Below are 17,155 nucleotides of genomic sequence, written 5' to 3'. Positions count from 1 at the left end.
AATTTCCACACCAGCCATTTTCTGGGCAGCCAGGGAGCCGTAAAAATTTTTCCGCAGCCTCCGGCATAACGCCAAGCCCTTTAGGAGAAAAGAGATGACAACTCGGAAAGCGGTACGAAAAAGTCACCGCCAGGGCATTAGCTGGCACACTCTGTTCTCTGCTGCTTTGCTGGCCACAGCGATTGCTGGATGTAAAAGCCAGCAAACCCAGTCGCAACCGCCGGCAATGCCGTCGATGCCCTCTTCCAGCTCCCAGTCACAGTCACAATCCCAGTCTCAGAGCAGCTCCTCATCATCCAGCAGCAGCTCTCAGAGCTCCAGCCAATCACAATCTGCCAGTAGCAGTAGTGGGCAACCCGGTAGCCACTCTAAGAGTCAACCCAGCGCAAATATGCCAACGGCACAGAGGGAGTCTCAGCAAAATTCGGGAGCGGCTTCCAGTGACAATGAGCGCTCATCCCGCGAGCGCTCACCGGGAGAAAGTATGCCAACAGCAGATTCCCGCAGCGGCTCTCCCTCTTCCCCAGTCTATAGCGACTCACAGGAATCCCCGGATGAACGCCGTATGCCTCCTGACCCCTCCTCTGGACAGGATGGCACCCCGCCAGACGAGATCGACTTCTCCGAGGAGGAGCAAACCGCATCGGCTTCCAGCGCCTCAACGAGTAGCAGTAGCAGCAGCTCCGCGTCCAATAGCTCGTCCGCAAGCAGCAGTGCTTCCACAGGTGGACAGCCCAGTAACAGTTCCGCCCGCACTGGCAGCGCTCCTAACGAAGCGCCCAGCACCGCCGCAGAGAGAGTCGCGGAACTGGAAGGTCGCTTTGAATCCACCATGGTGAGCTACGATGGCATGATCCTTCGCGAACGTGATTACGTTCGCAACAGACCCGGTTCTGCAGGCAAAGAGTCTGAAGAGGAGGCTATGGACGAGGCACCACCGGGAGAATCGCTGGAAGACCTAATTGAATCTGCCGAAGCCGAAATCCCCGCCCCCCCAGGAAGCGGAGCGCCCAGTGGCGGCGGCCCCCAGCAAAACAATTCCAGCGGCCAAGTAACAGGCCCCGGCCTACCCACAAAAGGTCGCCAGGGAGAGTACAACCATACGGGCTCTCAGCCAGTGGTTCCCGCAGACATTCCAAACGGTACCGATGACGACGTAGTAGCGCGGCAAATCCGTGAAGCGGCTACCAGGGAAACCGATCCAGAATTACGGGAAAAGCTCTGGGAAGAATATCGAAAATATAAAAATGCGACGAAGTAGTTACAGAGGACGCATAGATGGCACTTTTAGCTCGAAACAACTACCGCTGTTTGCAGACTGTACGGCTCGCCGTCATGACAACTGGGCTGCTACTCACACTGCTTAGCGGATGTACCACAACCGAAGTGCGAACCACCGCTTTTACCCCCCTCACTATTGAGGACAAAAATATTGCGGAAGAGCGCCTGCTGGACGTCGGCGTTATCCAATTTGATCCAGGCATTGATACGGTTGAAGTTGACGAAGACACTTTGATATTTCCCGAGTTACGCCAAGCTGAATCCCGTTTTATGGCAGTTACCCTGGCAAACTCTTTGCAATCCAGTTTGGGGTGGGGTGCAGTAAGAGTGATTCCCTCTGCCCGCACCAATATTGACGTGACGGTTTCAGGAAGGATTATTCAATCCGACGGTGAAACTCTCACCATGGAAGTAACGGTTACCGATTCGCGCGGCCAACGCTGGTTTACCAAGGAGTATTCCGAATACGCCTCCCACTACGCCTATGATCGGAAGCACCCAACCGAAGGGGATGCCTTTCAGGGAATCTACAACCAGGTTTCCAATGACATGTTGAATTATCGGCAGGGGCTGTCCAACCAACAGATTGCCGAAATCCGCACTATTTCTGAAATGCGTTTCGCCAGAAGCTTTTCTCCCGAGGCCTTTACCCGCTATCTGCAGCAAAGCCAGGAGGGTATTTATTATCTGAGTGCCCTGCCCGCAGAAAATGATCCTATGCTCCAGCGGGTGCGAAAAATCCGCGAACGCGATTACCTGTTTGTGGACACGCTTCAGGAATACTACGGAACCTTCGCCAAAACAATGGAGGTTCCCTATCAGGAGTGGCGCGCGCGCAGCTATGAAGAGGTCCGACAAATGCGCGAGCTCAAACGCAAAGCCCGCAATCACACAATTATGGGGGCCGCAGCGATTATTGGCGGTATCGCCGCAGCTGGTGCGGGTGGCGGCAGCGCCCAGGCGGCGGGTCAGGTTGGCATTGGTGCCGGCGGCTACTTGATCAAGAGCGGTTTTGATCGTCGCGCCGATGCCAAGATGCACGTCGAAGCTTTACAGGAACTGGGAGATTCGATGGAAGCTGAGGTGGAACCACAAATTGTCGAGCTGGAAGACCGCACCGTGACCCTGAGCGGCACGGTAGAAAACCAGTATCGGCAGTGGCGGGAAATCTTAAAAGAGATTTATGAAGCGGAAACTGCTTCTTCCGAAACCAGCATATGAAATAGAAATGCTACCGAGGTAAACCGGTCAGATTTTAAACTTTAGTAAGCACCCAAGATCTTCGCAGGGTAACTGAATAAAACGGCGGAACCACTATGCAGCACCGCAATAACGCCAAGGAAGATTCAACCCCAATCGAGCCCGCAGAGTTTAGCTTTGGCGGCGAGGAAGCTCGAGTAACAAAGAATTCCAGCCATCAAAAGGATATCCCGGGCAAGGAAAGCTCTTACTGGCCCTTTGTGTTAGGGGCCGTCATGCTCAGTGGCCTGGTGGGTGTTTTCTGGGGACTTCCCCAGGTTGTGCAGACTCCGAAATTACAGCCCGATAAAACCGCGGTTGCCAAAACAACAACCGCCCCTGATGAGAGCCCGGCTCAAGCATCACCCTATTCCGATGCCGAGATCATGCAGCAACGCAGGGATGTGCAAAAGATCCTGCAAGATATTCTCGCAGTCAAAGAGGAATTAAAAGAACGCCAAGTAGAACTATGGGCCTTCGAAGAATTTTATGCAGCTGAAGACTTGGCATTAAAAGCCGATAGTATTTATCGGAAAAGGCAATTTAAGCAGGCCCTGGAAAAATATCAGGAGTCTCTACAGGCACTGGAAACATTGCGTGACAGTATTCCCGAGCGTATTGAGGCGCACCTTGCCGAAGGCAATCGCGCACTGAACGCTGGGGAAAGGGATTCCGCAATGACGGCGTTTGAACTCGTGCTCACAATCTCTAAAGATCACCCGAGAGGTCTAAGGGGTCGAGAACGGACCGATAAACTACCCATTGCCTGGTGGAGGCTCATTCAGGCTAAAGAGGCCTACTCAGCCTCCGACCTGGACCAAGCCAAGTCTTCCCTGAAAAAATCACTCGCGATAGACCCCGAAACTGCTCAAGCTCAGGCCTTATTAGCGAAGGTAGAAATAGAAATTACCGATAGGGATTATCAAAAGGCTATGTCCGCAGGCTATGCAGCCATCGCCGATAAGAATTATTCATCTGCAAAGCAGTTTTTTAATCAAGCCCAAGCATTAAAACCCAGTGCCAAAGCACCCGCCATCGGTCTAAAACAAGCTAAAAATGGCGTAGAGCGGGAGAAGATCAACAAGCTATTAAACGTAGCTCGTTCACAGGAACAAAAAGAAGATTGGCACGAAGCGCTAAGCAGTTATACCGCTTTACTGAAGAAAGACAGCAGCCTGGTCACTGCGGTCACAGGTAAAGCGCGATCTTCTGCCAGGGCGAAGCTAGATGACCAATTACAAGAGCTGCTCAAAGACCCTCTCACTCTCAGTGAGGGCAAGCGCAACCACTTTGCCCGTAAAGTGCTCGCTGATGCCCGCAAAGTAAACACGCAAACGCCGCGTCTAGTCCAGCAAATAGAAGATCTGGAAAATGCGCTTACCCAGGCATTAATCCCTCTCCCTGTTCGCTTCAAATCAGACCGTAGCACTAGTGTCACTATTTACCATGTGGGACGGCTGGGCAATTTCGATCAGCGTGAAATTGCTTTAAAACCGGGTCGATATACCGCTGTTGGCACACGCGACGGATATCGGGATGTCAGGCGTGAGTTTATTGTTAAGCCCGGAAAGCCTGTCACCGAAGTAGTCATTCAGTGCGCTGAAAAAGTAAATGGCGCTAATAATAGCTGAATACAAGAACCCCTGAGAGTTAAGAAAATCTAATAAATCGGATATTCGCAAGGGGCGACAGCTGAATTGAATCACTGGATTCATTCACAGGACAAGAGGTGTTCTGTGACAAACGTCTCGCTGACTTCCATCCCTTTGGTAGCAGCGAGCTAAGCTTTGTTTCACACAAAAAACATCCACCCCAGCCTTGGTGGCGTTAGTACGATGGAGTCTATCTCATCGGTGCCAGGATATTGCGATAAATCCATAACGACACAGCAATAGGGAAGCATAAATGGCAGTGAAAGAGGCAATCCCTGTCCGTGATGAGAAACCTACTGTCGATGATTCCCCACTCATCGAACCCATAGGTTTTACACCTGTTCAGATCAGCTCTACCCGTGTTCGCCTGTTTTTCTCCAAGCGCGCAATGATTGTGGTGGCCTGTTTGCTACTGAGCCTCTTGGCACTGATATATTTAGTCGCCGCCCGCTCTTTGATATTTGAAACCGTGCCCAAAAACGCCAATGTCAGTATTGAAGGCTTTGCCTTGCCATTAGGAGATGGGCACCTGGTGCTTCCAGGCAGTTACAATTACACCATCAGCGCAGAAGGATATTTACCCGAGACTGGCGAAGTGGAAGTAGCTAGCGAGGGGCACAGTCGCCACTCGGTAACGTTGGATAAACTTCCCGGCCATCTGCAAGTAGAAACCGATCCTCCAGTTCCAGTCAAAGTTTTGATCAATGGCAATGAGGTCCCCAATAAAAATGGGCTGGTAGAGAATATCCGCCCAGGATCATTGCGGGTGACCGTTCTCTCCGACCGCTATCTGCCTTTTACTCGGGAGATTAAAATTGAAGGGCTAGATAATATTCACAGGCTGGAGGCCAAACTGCGACCGGGTTGGGCCAATATACGTATTGGTAGTAACCCACCTGGCGCCACTGTTACAGCCGATGGAAAAGTTCTCGGTACCACACCACTCAATACAGAATTGGTACAGGGCGATAGAGTTATTTCCATTTCCCTACCGGATCATAAAACGGTCGATGTCCCAATAGCCGTCACTGCCGGTGTGGATCAAACACTTCCCACAGTCAATCTCGGCCCAGCCGATGGACTACTGCGAGTAGTTACAACTCCCGAGGGTGCCGGCGTTACCGTAGATGGCGAATTTCGCGGTCACGCGCCCTTGGAACTCGAGCTAGCATCGGGGCAAACCCATCGACTGAGATTTTTTAAAGATGGTTATGCTTCTGTTGAGCACACAATAGACCTTTCCGCCGGAATGGAACGTGACCTCAATATTAATTTAAATGCCGTCTACGGAAGAGTGTTTGTAACAAGCGTTCCCTCCGATGCAGAAGTGTATATCGATGGGCAGTACGCGGGGAGAAGCGGCCAGGCATTTAATCTTCCCACCAAGAGTCACAGTATTGAAGTCAGGAAAAATGGTTATCAAGCATTTGATACCCGCGTAATCCCCAGTGACAAGTTAGAGCAAACAGTACGCGCTGTATTGTTAACCAAAGAACAGGCTCGCTGGCAGCAAGTTCCATCGTCCTACCGTCATGCTGCCGGCGGCACGATGAAGTTAATGCGCCCCAATGCCGTATTCACCATGGGTTCTTCACGTCGAGAACAGGGACGCCGTGCCAATGAGGTAATGCGACAGGTTTCTCTCAACCGTCCTTTTTATATTGGAGCCACGGAAGTAACCAATGGAGAATTCCGCCGCTTTAAACGCATGCACACCTCAAGGCATGTCAACGGGGTTAGTTTGGATAATGACAACCTTCCCGTCGTCAATGTCAGCTGGGCTGATGCCGCCCTGTTCTGTAACTGGCTCAGTGAGCGCGACGGTCTAAACCCCGTCTATCTGACTGAACGTGGAAAAATAGTTGGGTTTGACTCAGCGGCAGACGGCTACCGTCTGCCCACAGAAGCCGAGTGGGCCTGGTTGGCCCGCTATGACAAAGGCACTATGCGAAAATTCCCTTGGGGCAATGAACTGCCCATCGGTGCCAACTCCGGCAACTACGCCGACAGCCACGCCGCAAAACTCATACCGGCGGTCTTGCGCACCTATAGTGATCGCTATGCGGCTACCGCACCCGTCGCCAGCTACAGCCCAAATCCTCTCGGTATTTACGATCTGGGAGGCAATGTATCTGAATGGATTCACGACCTATATACCATTGGTACCGGACTCACATCTCGCGTGGAAGAAAACCCGATTGGGCCACAAGATGGTGACTACCATGTAATTCGAGGCTCCAGCTGGCGTCACTCAGGGTTAACCGAGCTGCGCTTATCTTACCGCGATTATGGTGAAGCCCCCCGAAACGATATTGGATTCAGAGTGGCTCGCTGGATTAATTAAGGAAGGAGAGAAGATGTTCAGAATCATCTTAGTACTCATCATTCTTTTACCCTCTTATTTACTTGCCCAAGAGAAAGAAGATACGGATGAGATAACCATTGCTCAAGCCAACAAGGAAAAGCCAGAGAAAAACAAAGGAAAACGCAAGAGCAACCGCTCTGATGACTACAAATCCTCAGAGGAAATTTCTGAAGATTTATCCGTTTCCTATCCTGTGGATATTTAGAAGAGAAGCCGCCAAGGGCACCGTCATGAAATTCAAATCCTCAGACTTTATTTTCCAGATATTTGCACTTCTGGGATCCATTATCCTGGTGCATGCCATTTATGTTGCCATCATCCGTCCCAATGCAGACGCGCTTATAGAAGAGCAACTCGCTCGGGAGGCCGCAGGGGAAACCTATATACAGCAGCGCTCTATGTACATCGTAATGAGGGATTATGAACAGGAAGCCTGTTTTGTATTGATGCTTTGGGCCATGGCGATTATGGGCCTAAAGGCGCGCCGTAGTATGCGCGAGCGTAAATTACTCGATAAAGCCCTGCTCAATATCAGTGAGGGCACACCCATATTACCGGAAGACACCCGAGACCTATCCCGCCCCATACAGGCCCTACCCGAAGAGGAGCGAAGTTATCTCGTGCCCAGAGCATTGCTCACCGCCCTGCAACGATTCGGATCGACCCGAAATGTGGCTGCCGTTTCCAATTCGGTAAAAGAGGTGTGCGAAACAGAGGGGGATCGACTCGATTCGGAACTGGCTATGGTTCGCTATATCACCTGGGCAATCCCCTCTATTGGATTTATTGGAACTGTACGCGGTATTGGCGAAGCACTATCTCAGGCCCACAAGGCAGTGGAAGGTGATATTGCCGGTGTTACCGTGAGCCTTGGTGTCGCCTTTAACTCCACTTTTATTGCCCTAGTAATCAGTATCGTCATTATGTTTTTCACCCATCAGTTACAGCTTATGCAAGAGAGACTGGTGCTGGACACGCAGAATTATTGTGACAACCGCCTGCTGAGGTTCCTTAAAATCAGCTAACTACCATCAAAACCATCATTTCGGATATTGGCCGCGAGGAATTCCTCATGGGACAAGGCGTCCTTGAAATCAATGACTGTGGTTTAAGAGTTTTTATCGGCACTACGGAAGTTCTGGAAAGCCCTGGCATCGCGGTAATTGAGCCGGGTCGAATCCATATCGGCACCGCGGCACAAATGCGTGCACGCAGTCACCCCACTCAGGTTAATAACCAGTTTTGGCGGAGACTCAGCTTGGAATCACTAAAATCCGCCAACCAGCGCTGCCGCCACCACGCCGACCTGGCTTACTGCCACTTACAGGAGATCTCCGAACACTGCGACCTCCCTGAAGAATTAGTACTAGCGGTGCCCGGAAACTTTACCCGTGAGCAACTGGCTCTACTGCTCGGAATCATCAAAGAAAGTAACATGAATGTGGTCGGACTCGTTGATTCGGCTAGTGCAGCTGTTGGCGACCTAGCCCCAGCCGGACTGCATATCCATGTGGAATTACAACTACATCAAACTCTGATTTCCCGCATTTCGGTAGATCAACTCGCCACCGTAAAATCGGCAGAGAGCGTTGCCGATGCAGGCCTATGCCATTTTCATGAAGCTTGGGCAAGGGTGTTTACCGATGCCTTCATAATGCAGTGCCGTTTTGACCCACTGCACTCCGCTGAATCTGAACAACAACTATACGACTTGATGCCCCAATGGGTCGGCCGTGCTATGAGCCAGGGAGAGGTTCTTGCTGAGTTGGATGATCGAACGGCAAAAATATCCTTGCGCCAACTTCAAGATGCCACAGCCCCCATTCTTTCCCGTGTGCGGGCAATGATCGAAAATCTTGCCGACAGCAACAGTGTGAGCTTTATTTCCCACCGCTGGTCAGAAATTCCCGGAGGTATGCAATTAGCTCAACGTATGCATCTTCTCGCCAGAGACAGTACAGCCCAATCCATTAAAAATCGATGGAAAGAGATTCGCAGTCAAGATTCTGCATTGCGGCTGGTTAATAGTGTCAGCGCGGCTCCAGAAAGTGAAATCAGCTTGCACCTGGAAGCACCTTCGGAAGCTGCGGCGACGCACCTGCTATATGGTCATCGCGCTCTTGCGGCACAACAACCGCTGTTTGTTTTTTGGCATGAGGATAAGTTCCAAGTAACACCTACCCCCCCAGAACATCCTGCGGCAACCGTTACCAACCATGCGGGACGCTTGGCATTAAGAGTGGATGCGGGAATTCGCCTTATGCTCAATGGAGAAGAAATTGCTGCACCGGTTAATCTCAACGCCGGCGATAAAATCGGCATTGCAGACCGGCATGACGTTATAACCGCAATCAGCGTAGAACGCTATGAGACGTAAACAGCGGCGTTTTTCCACATTCAGTCTGTCTTTTCTGGACATCATGTCCTGTGGATTCGGTGCAGTTGCTTTAATTTTCCTCATCATCAAGCATGGTTCCGATCACGAAATCGAGGTGGAAACTGAGGATCTGAGTGCTGAGGTAAACCTGCTACAGGAAGAAGTTGAGCTCGGCGAAGAACACCTTGTATTGGCACGCAACACCCTGGATATCGTCAGCGATGAGCTGGTTGAGGCCCAGGGGCTGGCACGCCGTATTCTCGAACAAATTGAAGAAGTAAAAGGCAATATTGCCGAAGTGGATAGTATTGATGAAAAGGAAGACATAAAAAGATTACAAGACAAGCTCAAGAAATTGGAACAGGCAAAAAAAGACCTGGAAGATGAGAACAAGAAACTCGGCAATAATGTTCGCAAATATACCGGCGATGGCGACCGACAGTATCTCACCGGGCTTCGCCTTGGCGGCAACCGCATCTTGATCCTACTTGATGCCTCAGCATCAATGCTTGGTGATGAGTTAATCAAAGTCATTCGCGCCCGAAATATGTCCTCAAGGGTTAAACGCCAAACAGAAAAATGGCGACGGGCTATTAATACTGTTTCCTGGCTTACCGCCCAGCTACCACCAGACAGCCAGTACCAGATCTATACTTTCAATACATCATTTCGCGCCGCAATTGCGGGAACAGAGGACCGCTGGCTAAATGTGGATGATCGCGACCAGTTGGATAAAGCGATCAAACAATTGGATGAAATCGTGCCAGAAAAGGGCACAAGCTTGGAAAGGGTATTCAATGCCATTCACGCCATGACGCCTTTACCCGATAATATTATTCTGATCACCGATGGTCTGCCTACCCAAGGTATGAAACCGCCCAGAAGTGCCACCATCTCTGGCAGGGAGCGGCGTAACTTGTTTAAAAAAGCGGTGAAAGTGCTTCCCGCAAATGTCCCAGTCAACATTATTCTCACTCCCATGGAGGGCGACCCTTTTGCTGCCAGTGAATTCTGGAAGCTGGCCATGCTAACACAGGGATCTTTTCTCGCACCCTCGAGAGACTGGCCATGATTAGTTCATCCAAGAAAAGACGTCAGGAAGAATTTAGCATTTCCTTTCTCGATGTAATTTGTTGTGGGTTTGGCGCCATTGTGCTGTTATTGATGATTGCCAAAACCGCCGAGCCCATTGTTCTTGAAGAGGCAGAGATAGATCTGGAAGCCCAAGTTATGGAGCTTCAACAACAAATCGCAGAGATTCGCGGAGAAACGACCGTTCTCAATCGGGATCTCAATGCCAAGCGCGAACAAATTGATATTGAACGCAAACGCATAGCCAACCTTCGTGGAGAGCTGGAAGCCCTGCAAGCAGTCTACGCCAGTAAAACCGAAGGCCAAAGTGAAGAGGGTAAGTTAAAGGGTGAGTTGACCATCGCTTTGCAATCAATGACGGAAGAAATGCGCCGTTTACTCGGTGAAAACTACCAGCGCAAAAACAATGTCATCGGCGGTATACCGGTCGATAGTGAGTACATTCTTTTTATTATCGATACCTCCGGCAGTATGTTTAATTACGGCTGGGACCGCATGATGGCGGAAATGGTTAATACTCTTGATCTCTACCCTAATGTCAAAGGCATCCAGGTAATGAATGACATGGGTGACTACATGTTCTTTAATTACCGAAATAAATGGATCCCCGATACCCCTGGGCGCCGCCAGGCAATTCTTCAACGATTAAAAACCTGGAACCCTTTTAGTAACTCCAGCCCCGTCGAAGGCATACAAAAAGCCGTTCGCAGTTTTTACGATCCCAGCAAAAAAATCAGTATTTATGTGCTCGGGGATGAGTTTACCGGGAAATCCATACGCAATGTCATGTTGGCAGTGGACCGGGTCAATGCCCAGCATGGAGAAGGCAAGCGCAATATTCGCATTCACGCCGTGGGATTTCCCATACAATTTTCCAGACCACCACATTTACAAACTACCGGGCTTCGCTTTGCCGCTTTGATGCGGGAATTGACTTATCGCAATGGTGGTACTTTTGTTGGACTTAATGATTTTCGCTAGCTGATTGATACCAGGAGTCATTCATGAAGTACAGGATAAAGGAGGATTCCACATTTCATCTGGCGATTGTGGTTCTTCTCTCTCTCATTGTCACAGCCTGCTCACATACAGTTCAGGTTGAAGGAAATTATCCAGCCCCTGTAGGCCATCAATTTCCTCTCTCTGTAGGAATCTACCTCAGCGAGGATTTCAAAAATTACACCTACCAAGAAGATAGTGAAGACCGTGAAGAGTGGAAGATAAACACTGGCAGAGCCCAGGAAAATTTATTTGAAACGGTTCTCGGCTCCATGTTTATTAACACTATTTCTCTATCTGAATACCCTAAGGATGTGCCCGCCAATGTAGAACTAGTCATAGTTCCGGAGGTCCGTGAACTCCAGTTCACCATGCCTAGAGAGACCAGGGTCAATATTTTTGAGGTCTGGATCAAGTATGACATGAACGCCTATGACTCCCAGGGCAACCAGGTGGCCAGCTGGGTGATTACCGCTTACGGCAAGACACCGACAGCCTTTCTGCAGTCTCAGGAGCAAGCTTTAACTCAGGCTATCAATATCGCCCTGCGGGATGCTGGGGCAACTTTGTATACAGGTTTTGAGAAGGTACCAGAGCTACAGGCATTTCTTTCTGGCAAGGTCAGATCTGCCTCTTTACAGGAATTTAAAGTGAAGTCCCCACAGGCTGAATAGAGGATTTTATTGTGTTCAAGCCATTTATTGTTTTAACCCTGGTAATCCTCAGCGGCTGTACCACCGTAGTTATTGATGAGTACAGACGTAGCGATGGTGAGCTCGCAGCTGGGGATTCCGTAGTGATACTAGGACGTCGTCATTCCAGTGATTATGAAACAGAACCTAACCTTATCGCCTGTGTCGGCAGGGAGCTTCACAACCCGGAAATGGGGGTTAACATTATCCCCGAAAAAGAGTTTGTCGATATTATGTACCCTTGGTTCGAGCCCAGAACCGCACCAATGCATGTCCGTTCACTCGATCGTCTGATGGAGAATAAAGAGGTTCGGGAGCGCATGGAGTCCTATGGGGTTAAATACATAGTCTGGATAGACGGTTCCACAGAAACCACTGCCAGTGCTGGTTCTATCAGCTGCACCATCAGTACCGGCGGGGCTGGCTGTTTTGGCTTCGGCACCTGGGACAAGGAATCCGATTATGAAGCCGCCGTGTGGGATTTTCGCGACCGGGAGCTCTCTGGAAAACTTAGCGCAGACGCCAAAGGTACATCCTATATGCCCGCTATCGTGATTCCCATCCCCTTGATCGCTCGAGTACAGAACAATGCCTGCAAAGGAATGGCCGTTCAACTACAGCAGTTCTTAATACCCGCAGTAAGAACAAGTTCATAATCAAACTATAAGCAGGGAGGCTGAGGTAATGCTGAATGTTTTTCGACTGTGTGTATCGATACTGGTTGCTGCATGTACAGCCTGTGCATTCAATCCAGCCACCAATCGCCCTGACCTGGTGTTGATGTCTGAGGACAAGGAGATTTCTATTGGTAAGGAAATGCATGAAGAGCTGATAGAAAACACTCCCATTTACCAGGACCCTGTACTCACGGCCTATGTTAATCATGTAGGGCAAAAGGTGGCAGCAGCCAGTGACAGACCCGATCTCAAGTATCACTTCACCATTATCGACAGCCAGGATATCAATGCCTTTGCCTTGCCTGGAGGCTATGTCTATATCAATCGCGGTCTACTCACCTACCTCCACTCGGAAGCGGAAATGGCAGCCGTTCTTGCCCATGAGATTGGGCACATTACTGCGCGTCATGCCGTACGGCAGAAGACTGCAGCCACCGGTGCCAGTGCCGCATCAGTTTTATCTGTGCTGGTTACCGGTAGTCGGGTTGTTGGCGACGCCGCCAACCTCTGGAGTACCGCCGCGGTAAAAGGTTATGGCAGGGAGATGGAATTAGAGGCTGACCGCTTCGGTGCTCAGTATATGTTCAAGGCCGGCTATGACCCCACAGCTATGATCAGTGTGCTGGGCATATTAAAAGACCAGGAAACCTTTGCCCGTAGACGCGCTCGTATCGAGGGAAAGAAGCCGCAGACGTATCATGGCGTATTCTCCACTCACCCCAGGAACGATATTCGCCTACAGGAAGTGGTTAAGGCAGCGGGCACTCTGCCCGAAGAAAGCAAAGATGTAAAAGTAGCCTACTATCGCGAGAAAACCGATGGCCTAATTTATGGCGATAATGCCAGGCAGTCCAATAAAAACCGTTTTAATCACAAGCGCCTGGGGTTCTCGTTACTATTTCCCGATGGCTGGACAGTGGATAATCAGCGCTCCTCCATTGTAGGCACAGCCCCAGACAAGTCAGCAACTATTACTATTAAGGTCGCTAAACGCGAAGGAAATCAACCCGCAGATATGGCCTTAAGGGAAGAGTATGATATACGCAAGCTGGAACAAAGTGAAAAACTGAATCAATATCGACTAGAGGGCTATACAGGAAAAGTCCCCTCAGTGGAAAAAGAAAATGTTGATCCGGATAGGGTTGCGATTATCTATTATGGAAGCCGGCAATTCATGCTGGAGGGTAAAATTACCGATTCATCATCCCATAAAAAGGATGATCTGGAACAATATGACACCATGTTTTTAACCAGTATTCGCAGCTTTAGGCCCTTGCGAGAAACGGATATTGTGGAGAAGGATATTAGACGACTGCGCTACGTTAAAGCCACAGAAAAAACCACTTTTTCCTCTTTGGCCCGGCATATGGAAATTGGAGAGTATGCAGAGGAGCAGCTGCGACTACTCAATGGCTATTATCCTCGCGGCGAACCGGAACCCGGTGAGTGGATTAAAATAATACAATAAGAAATACAGCTCAATTCTTACAATTGCCCTTGGCAATCATGTCGATATTCTGTATATCTAGTTCAAATTGCACAAAGAATTAGATAACAATGTGCGAGAGGTCTATAACGGATCTACTATCCCTTTGTTGAGGTAACTTAATAATAAGGGTGGGTGTAGAGCATTCTGTGCTCCAAGCTCTTTGAGAAAGAAATACCATTATTGAGCATAAAAGGTAAGTGACCTCTTATATCCAAGGCAGAATGTTATTTAGTTAGAAGCCCAAAAGAATAGATAAACCTGAGATTATCCCTTTTTCTATATTCCATAGATTAAGTATTGAAAGTAGGCATAACCATAATAATAGGAGCTTTAAATGAACGGCATGATGATGCAGTCTCAACTTACCCTCATCGGTATCATGCAACACGCCTTAAGCAATTCACCCAATAGTGAAATAGTCTCTGTTACTGCAGATAATCCACAATTCCGTTACACCTACAAAGAAGCTTTTAAACGCTCCGCCCAGCTTGCCCAGGCACTATCCCGACTGGGCGCCAAACGCGGCGATCGTATTGGTACTCTAGCCTGGAATGATCATCGCCACTTTGAACTTTACTACGCAACATCATGTAGCGGGCTTGTTTGCCACACCATCAATCCACGTTTATTCCCTGAACAAATTCACTACATTATCGAACACGCCGAGGACCGCTGGCTGTTTATTGATCCTATTTTTGTTCCACTCATTGAGAAACTTGCCGATAGGCTCACCAGTGTAGAGGGCTTTATAATCTTGACCGATAAAGCCCATATGCCCCAGAGCACTCTGGAAAATTACTTTTGCTATGAGGAACTTCTCGATAATCATTCCGGCAATTTCCAATGGCCGGAACTGAATGAGCAGAGTGCTGCGGCACTTTGCTATACCTCAGGCACAACGGGCAATCCTAAAGGCGTACTATACTCCCACCGCGCGATGACACTACACACCTACGGGGTACTAATGCCGGACGTGTTCGCCATTCGGCAAAATGAAGCCATCCTTCCCGTTGTTCCCATGTTTCATGTCAATGCCTGGTCTATTCCCTATGCGGCACCAGCCGTAGGTGCCAAGCTGGTACTACCCGGCCCCAAAATGGGTTGCGGCGAGACACTCAGTCGGCTTATGCAGCAGGAGTCTGTCACTATTGCTGCAGGCGTGCCTACGGTTTGGTTGGCGCTACTCAAATACCTGCGCGAAACCGAGGCAACCATCCCCAGCCTTAACCGCGTGGTCGTCGGCGGTTCTGCCTGCCCCTGGAGCATTATGGAAGAATTTGAGGAAAAGCATGGTGTCTACACACACCATGCATGGGGTATGACAGAGATGAGCCCTCTAGGCACCTACAATGCTCGAGTGGACAACAAATTGTCGGCCGGTGAAGCCAAAGCTTTGCGCCTAAAACAGGGGCGCGCTGGCTTTGGCGTGGAAATGCGTATTGTCGATCCCCTAGGTAGCCCCCTACCTCACGACGGTACTGCATTTGGCGCACTGCAGGTGCGGGGTCCCTGGGTTTGCGAGCGCTACTATAAAGCAGAGGAGTCAGCCCTTACCGCCGATGGCTGGTTTGATACCGGAGACGTAGCCACTATAGACCCTGCTGGATACCTGACCATTACTGACCGCACCAAGGACGTGATCAAATCTGGTGGGGAATGGATTTCTTCCATAGAGCTGGAAAATTTTGCCATGACCCTCGATGGTGTCGCCGAGGCAGCTGTTATAGGGGTACCTCATGAAAAATGGGCCGAGCGACCTCTATTGATCGTTGTGCCAGAGACGGGCAAGAAACCCGAAACCGAGAAAATTCTCAGCGCCTATCATGGACGTTTTGCGAAGTGGTGGATTCCCGATGATTGCATCATCACCGCAGAACTTCCTCATACCGCTACGGGAAAAATCAGCAAAAAAGACTTGCGAAAACAATTTTCCCAACACCTATGGTCCCAGGAGGTATCAGTATAAAGCCTCGGCATAAAGCTCAGTATTTTCGCCCCCCCCGACTAACCGGGCAGTCAGCCCGGTTAACTTCTTAAAGCCTATGGCAATAGCTAAATGCCCTGTGGTTCACACTCTATTGAGCTTCCTTCGCGCTGATATATCTCTGTCATATTCTTTTGCTAGAAAGCTTCCCACACTTATCTGGGATCTCTTGCAAATGTTCAAAAGAATTTTGTCTACTTTATTGATCATCGGTTCAGCCACTGCGAACATCACTTGTGCCGACAACAACGTCGGTGCTGCGAAGACCACTATGGTCATCGCACATCGAGGTGCATCGGCTTATTTACCAGAGCATACTCTCGAAGCGAAAGCCATGGCCTATGCCATGCGACCGGACTATATCGAGCAGGATTTGGTGCTTAGCAAAGATGATCACTTGATTGTGATGCATGATATTTATCTCGATAGTACAACCAATGTGGCGGATGTATTTCCTGGGCGCGCCCGTGACGATGGGCACTACTACACGATCGATTTCACTTTAGAAGAGCTAAAAAAACTCCAGGTTAGCGAAGTCTTCTCTATAGGCGAAGACGGCCCTCAGGCAAAATATCCACATCGTTTTCCTCTTTGGAAGTCCAGCTTCCAACTATCCACTTTCGAAGAAGAGTTGGAACTAATACAGGGCTTAAATAAATCCCTTGGCTACGATATCGGTATTTATCCTGAAATTAAAAAACCCTATTTTCACCACTGGGAAGGCAAAGATATCGCTGCAATTGCCCTACAAAAACTCAAGGAATACGGTTACAGCGACAAGCAACAAAAGGTTTTCTTACAGAGCTTCGATGCCGAGGAATTACAACGCATTAAGTTTGAATTAATGCCCGTAATGGATATGGATCTCCCCCTAGTCCAGCTTATTGCGGCAACGAGTTGGGGAGAAAAACTGATTGAAATTAACGGCACCATCCAAAACTACGATTACGACTGGATGCTGGAGCGTGGCGGCTTACGTAAAATTGCCAGTTATGCCGATGGCATCGGCCCCTGGTACCCCATGTTGATGGAAGTTGAGAATGGCCAGCCAAGGGCAAATAATGTGGTTCGCCGGGCCCATCGCAGGGACCTTCAGGTTCACCCCTACACTTTCCGCGCCGACCCGGAAAAGCTGCCAGAGGAATTCGAAAGCTTTAACCAATTTCTCCACTTTGCCGCCTATCAACTGCGAGTGGATGGTATTTTCACGGACCAGCCCGATCAAGCTGTCAATTACCTTTCCCGTCCACACCATAGAAGACGCGGATACTGAGCAACTAAAAAAATGGCCGCATAAGCGGCCATTTT

At 49.6% G+C, this 17,155-nt stretch carries 14 protein-coding genes; all 14 read left to right on the top strand.

Going from position 1 to position 17,155, the window contains the following annotated elements:
• The first annotated feature begins 94 nt into the window (after nucleotides 1–94).
• Nucleotides 95–1,261: a hypothetical protein gene (locus FIU95_RS03280; protein WP_152451452.1), complete on the top strand. Its 1,167-nt coding sequence runs from the start codon at nucleotides 95–97 to the stop codon at nucleotides 1,259–1,261.
• A 17-nt stretch (nucleotides 1,262–1,278) separates the two neighbouring features.
• Nucleotides 1,279–2,502 (top strand): hypothetical protein, encoded by a 1,224-nt coding sequence (locus FIU95_RS03275; protein ID WP_253868827.1) that lies wholly within the window; start codon nucleotides 1,279–1,281, stop codon nucleotides 2,500–2,502.
• A gap of 95 nt (nucleotides 2,503–2,597) precedes the next feature.
• Nucleotides 2,598–4,151: a lipopolysaccharide assembly protein LapB gene (locus FIU95_RS03270; protein WP_152451450.1), complete on the top strand. Its 1,554-nt coding sequence runs from the start codon at nucleotides 2,598–2,600 to the stop codon at nucleotides 4,149–4,151.
• Nucleotides 4,152–4,425: 274 nt separating this feature from the next.
• Nucleotides 4,426–6,516, top strand: coding sequence for an SUMF1/EgtB/PvdO family nonheme iron enzyme (locus FIU95_RS03265; RefSeq protein ID WP_152451448.1), 2,091 nt, complete (start codon nucleotides 4,426–4,428; stop codon nucleotides 6,514–6,516).
• A 13-nt stretch (nucleotides 6,517–6,529) separates the two neighbouring features.
• Nucleotides 6,530–6,742, top strand: a complete 213-nt coding sequence (locus FIU95_RS03260; RefSeq protein WP_152451446.1) for a hypothetical protein — start codon at nucleotides 6,530–6,532, stop codon at nucleotides 6,740–6,742.
• Nucleotides 6,743–6,767: 25 nt separating this feature from the next.
• A complete protein-coding gene (locus FIU95_RS03255; protein ID WP_152451444.1) occupies nucleotides 6,768–7,562 on the top strand; it encodes a MotA/TolQ/ExbB proton channel family protein in 795 nt (264 codons plus the stop codon).
• Between the two features lie 47 nt (nucleotides 7,563–7,609).
• Entirely contained in the window at nucleotides 7,610–8,914 is a 1,305-nt protein-coding gene (locus tag FIU95_RS03250) for a hypothetical protein (protein WP_152451442.1), read from the top strand.
• Complete coding sequence (locus tag FIU95_RS03245) at nucleotides 8,904–9,986, top strand: vWA domain-containing protein (protein ID WP_152451440.1); 1,083 nt, start codon at nucleotides 8,904–8,906, stop codon at nucleotides 9,984–9,986. Before FIU95_RS03250 ends, FIU95_RS03245 begins: the two co-directional genes overlap by 11 nt.
• Nucleotides 9,983–10,987, top strand: a complete 1,005-nt coding sequence (locus tag FIU95_RS03240; RefSeq protein ID WP_152451438.1) for a VWA domain-containing protein — start codon at nucleotides 9,983–9,985, stop codon at nucleotides 10,985–10,987. The genes FIU95_RS03245 and FIU95_RS03240 overlap by 4 nt, the downstream gene beginning before the upstream one ends.
• Nucleotides 10,988–11,010: 23 nt before the next feature.
• A complete protein-coding gene (locus tag FIU95_RS03235) occupies nucleotides 11,011–11,679 on the top strand; it encodes a hypothetical protein (RefSeq protein ID WP_152451436.1) in 669 nt (222 codons plus the stop codon).
• Nucleotides 11,680–11,690: 11 nt separating this feature from the next.
• The gene (locus tag FIU95_RS03230; RefSeq protein ID WP_152451434.1) at nucleotides 11,691–12,353 is read left to right on the top strand and encodes a hypothetical protein; all 663 of its coding nucleotides are present in this window, start codon (nucleotides 11,691–11,693) and stop codon (nucleotides 12,351–12,353) included.
• 28 nt (nucleotides 12,354–12,381) lie between these two features.
• Nucleotides 12,382–13,842 carry a M48 family metalloprotease gene (locus FIU95_RS03225; RefSeq protein ID WP_152451432.1) on the top strand — a complete coding sequence of 487 codons (1,461 nt, stop codon included), beginning with the start codon at nucleotides 12,382–12,384 and terminating at the stop codon, nucleotides 13,840–13,842.
• A gap of 355 nt (nucleotides 13,843–14,197) precedes the next feature.
• Complete coding sequence (locus FIU95_RS03220; RefSeq protein ID WP_152451430.1) at nucleotides 14,198–15,829, top strand: long-chain fatty acid--CoA ligase; 1,632 nt, start codon at nucleotides 14,198–14,200, stop codon at nucleotides 15,827–15,829.
• Between the two features lie 193 nt (nucleotides 15,830–16,022).
• Nucleotides 16,023–17,120 carry a glycerophosphodiester phosphodiesterase gene (gene glpQ, locus FIU95_RS03215; protein ID WP_172975308.1) on the top strand — a complete coding sequence of 366 codons (1,098 nt, stop codon included), beginning with the start codon at nucleotides 16,023–16,025 and terminating at the stop codon, nucleotides 17,118–17,120.
• Nucleotides 17,121–17,155: the final 35 nt, after the last annotated feature.

It is taken from the genome of Microbulbifer sp. THAF38 (genome assembly GCF_009363535.1).
GTDB lineage: Bacteria > Pseudomonadota > Gammaproteobacteria > Pseudomonadales > Cellvibrionaceae > Microbulbifer.
This window is presented reverse-complemented; position numbering and strand designations above follow the sequence as displayed.

Bases quoted from the DNA above. Each gene is read 5' to 3' on its own strand.
- glpQ (WP_172975308.1), top strand. From the start codon at position 16,023: ATGTTCAAAAGAATTTTGTCTACTTTATTGATCATCGGTTCAGCCACT.
- FIU95_RS03250 (WP_152451442.1), top strand. From the start codon at position 7,610: ATGGGACAAGGCGTCCTTGAAATCAATGACTGTGGTTTAAGAGTTTTT.
- FIU95_RS03240 (WP_152451438.1), top strand. From the start codon at position 9,983: ATGATTAGTTCATCCAAGAAAAGACGTCAGGAAGAATTTAGCATTTCC.
- FIU95_RS03275 (WP_253868827.1), top strand. From the start codon at position 1,279: ATGGCACTTTTAGCTCGAAACAACTACCGCTGTTTGCAGACTGTACGG.
- FIU95_RS03235 (WP_152451436.1), top strand. From the start codon at position 11,011: ATGAAGTACAGGATAAAGGAGGATTCCACATTTCATCTGGCGATTGTG.
- FIU95_RS03245 (WP_152451440.1), top strand. From the start codon at position 8,904: ATGAGACGTAAACAGCGGCGTTTTTCCACATTCAGTCTGTCTTTTCTG.
- FIU95_RS03220 (WP_152451430.1), top strand. From the start codon at position 14,198: ATGAACGGCATGATGATGCAGTCTCAACTTACCCTCATCGGTATCATG.
- FIU95_RS03265 (WP_152451448.1), top strand. From the start codon at position 4,426: ATGGCAGTGAAAGAGGCAATCCCTGTCCGTGATGAGAAACCTACTGTC.
- FIU95_RS03255 (WP_152451444.1), top strand. From the start codon at position 6,768: ATGAAATTCAAATCCTCAGACTTTATTTTCCAGATATTTGCACTTCTG.
- FIU95_RS03280 (WP_152451452.1), top strand. From the start codon at position 95: ATGACAACTCGGAAAGCGGTACGAAAAAGTCACCGCCAGGGCATTAGC.
- FIU95_RS03260 (WP_152451446.1), top strand. From the start codon at position 6,530: ATGTTCAGAATCATCTTAGTACTCATCATTCTTTTACCCTCTTATTTA.
- FIU95_RS03270 (WP_152451450.1), top strand. From the start codon at position 2,598: ATGCAGCACCGCAATAACGCCAAGGAAGATTCAACCCCAATCGAGCCC.
- FIU95_RS03225 (WP_152451432.1), top strand. From the start codon at position 12,382: ATGCTGAATGTTTTTCGACTGTGTGTATCGATACTGGTTGCTGCATGT.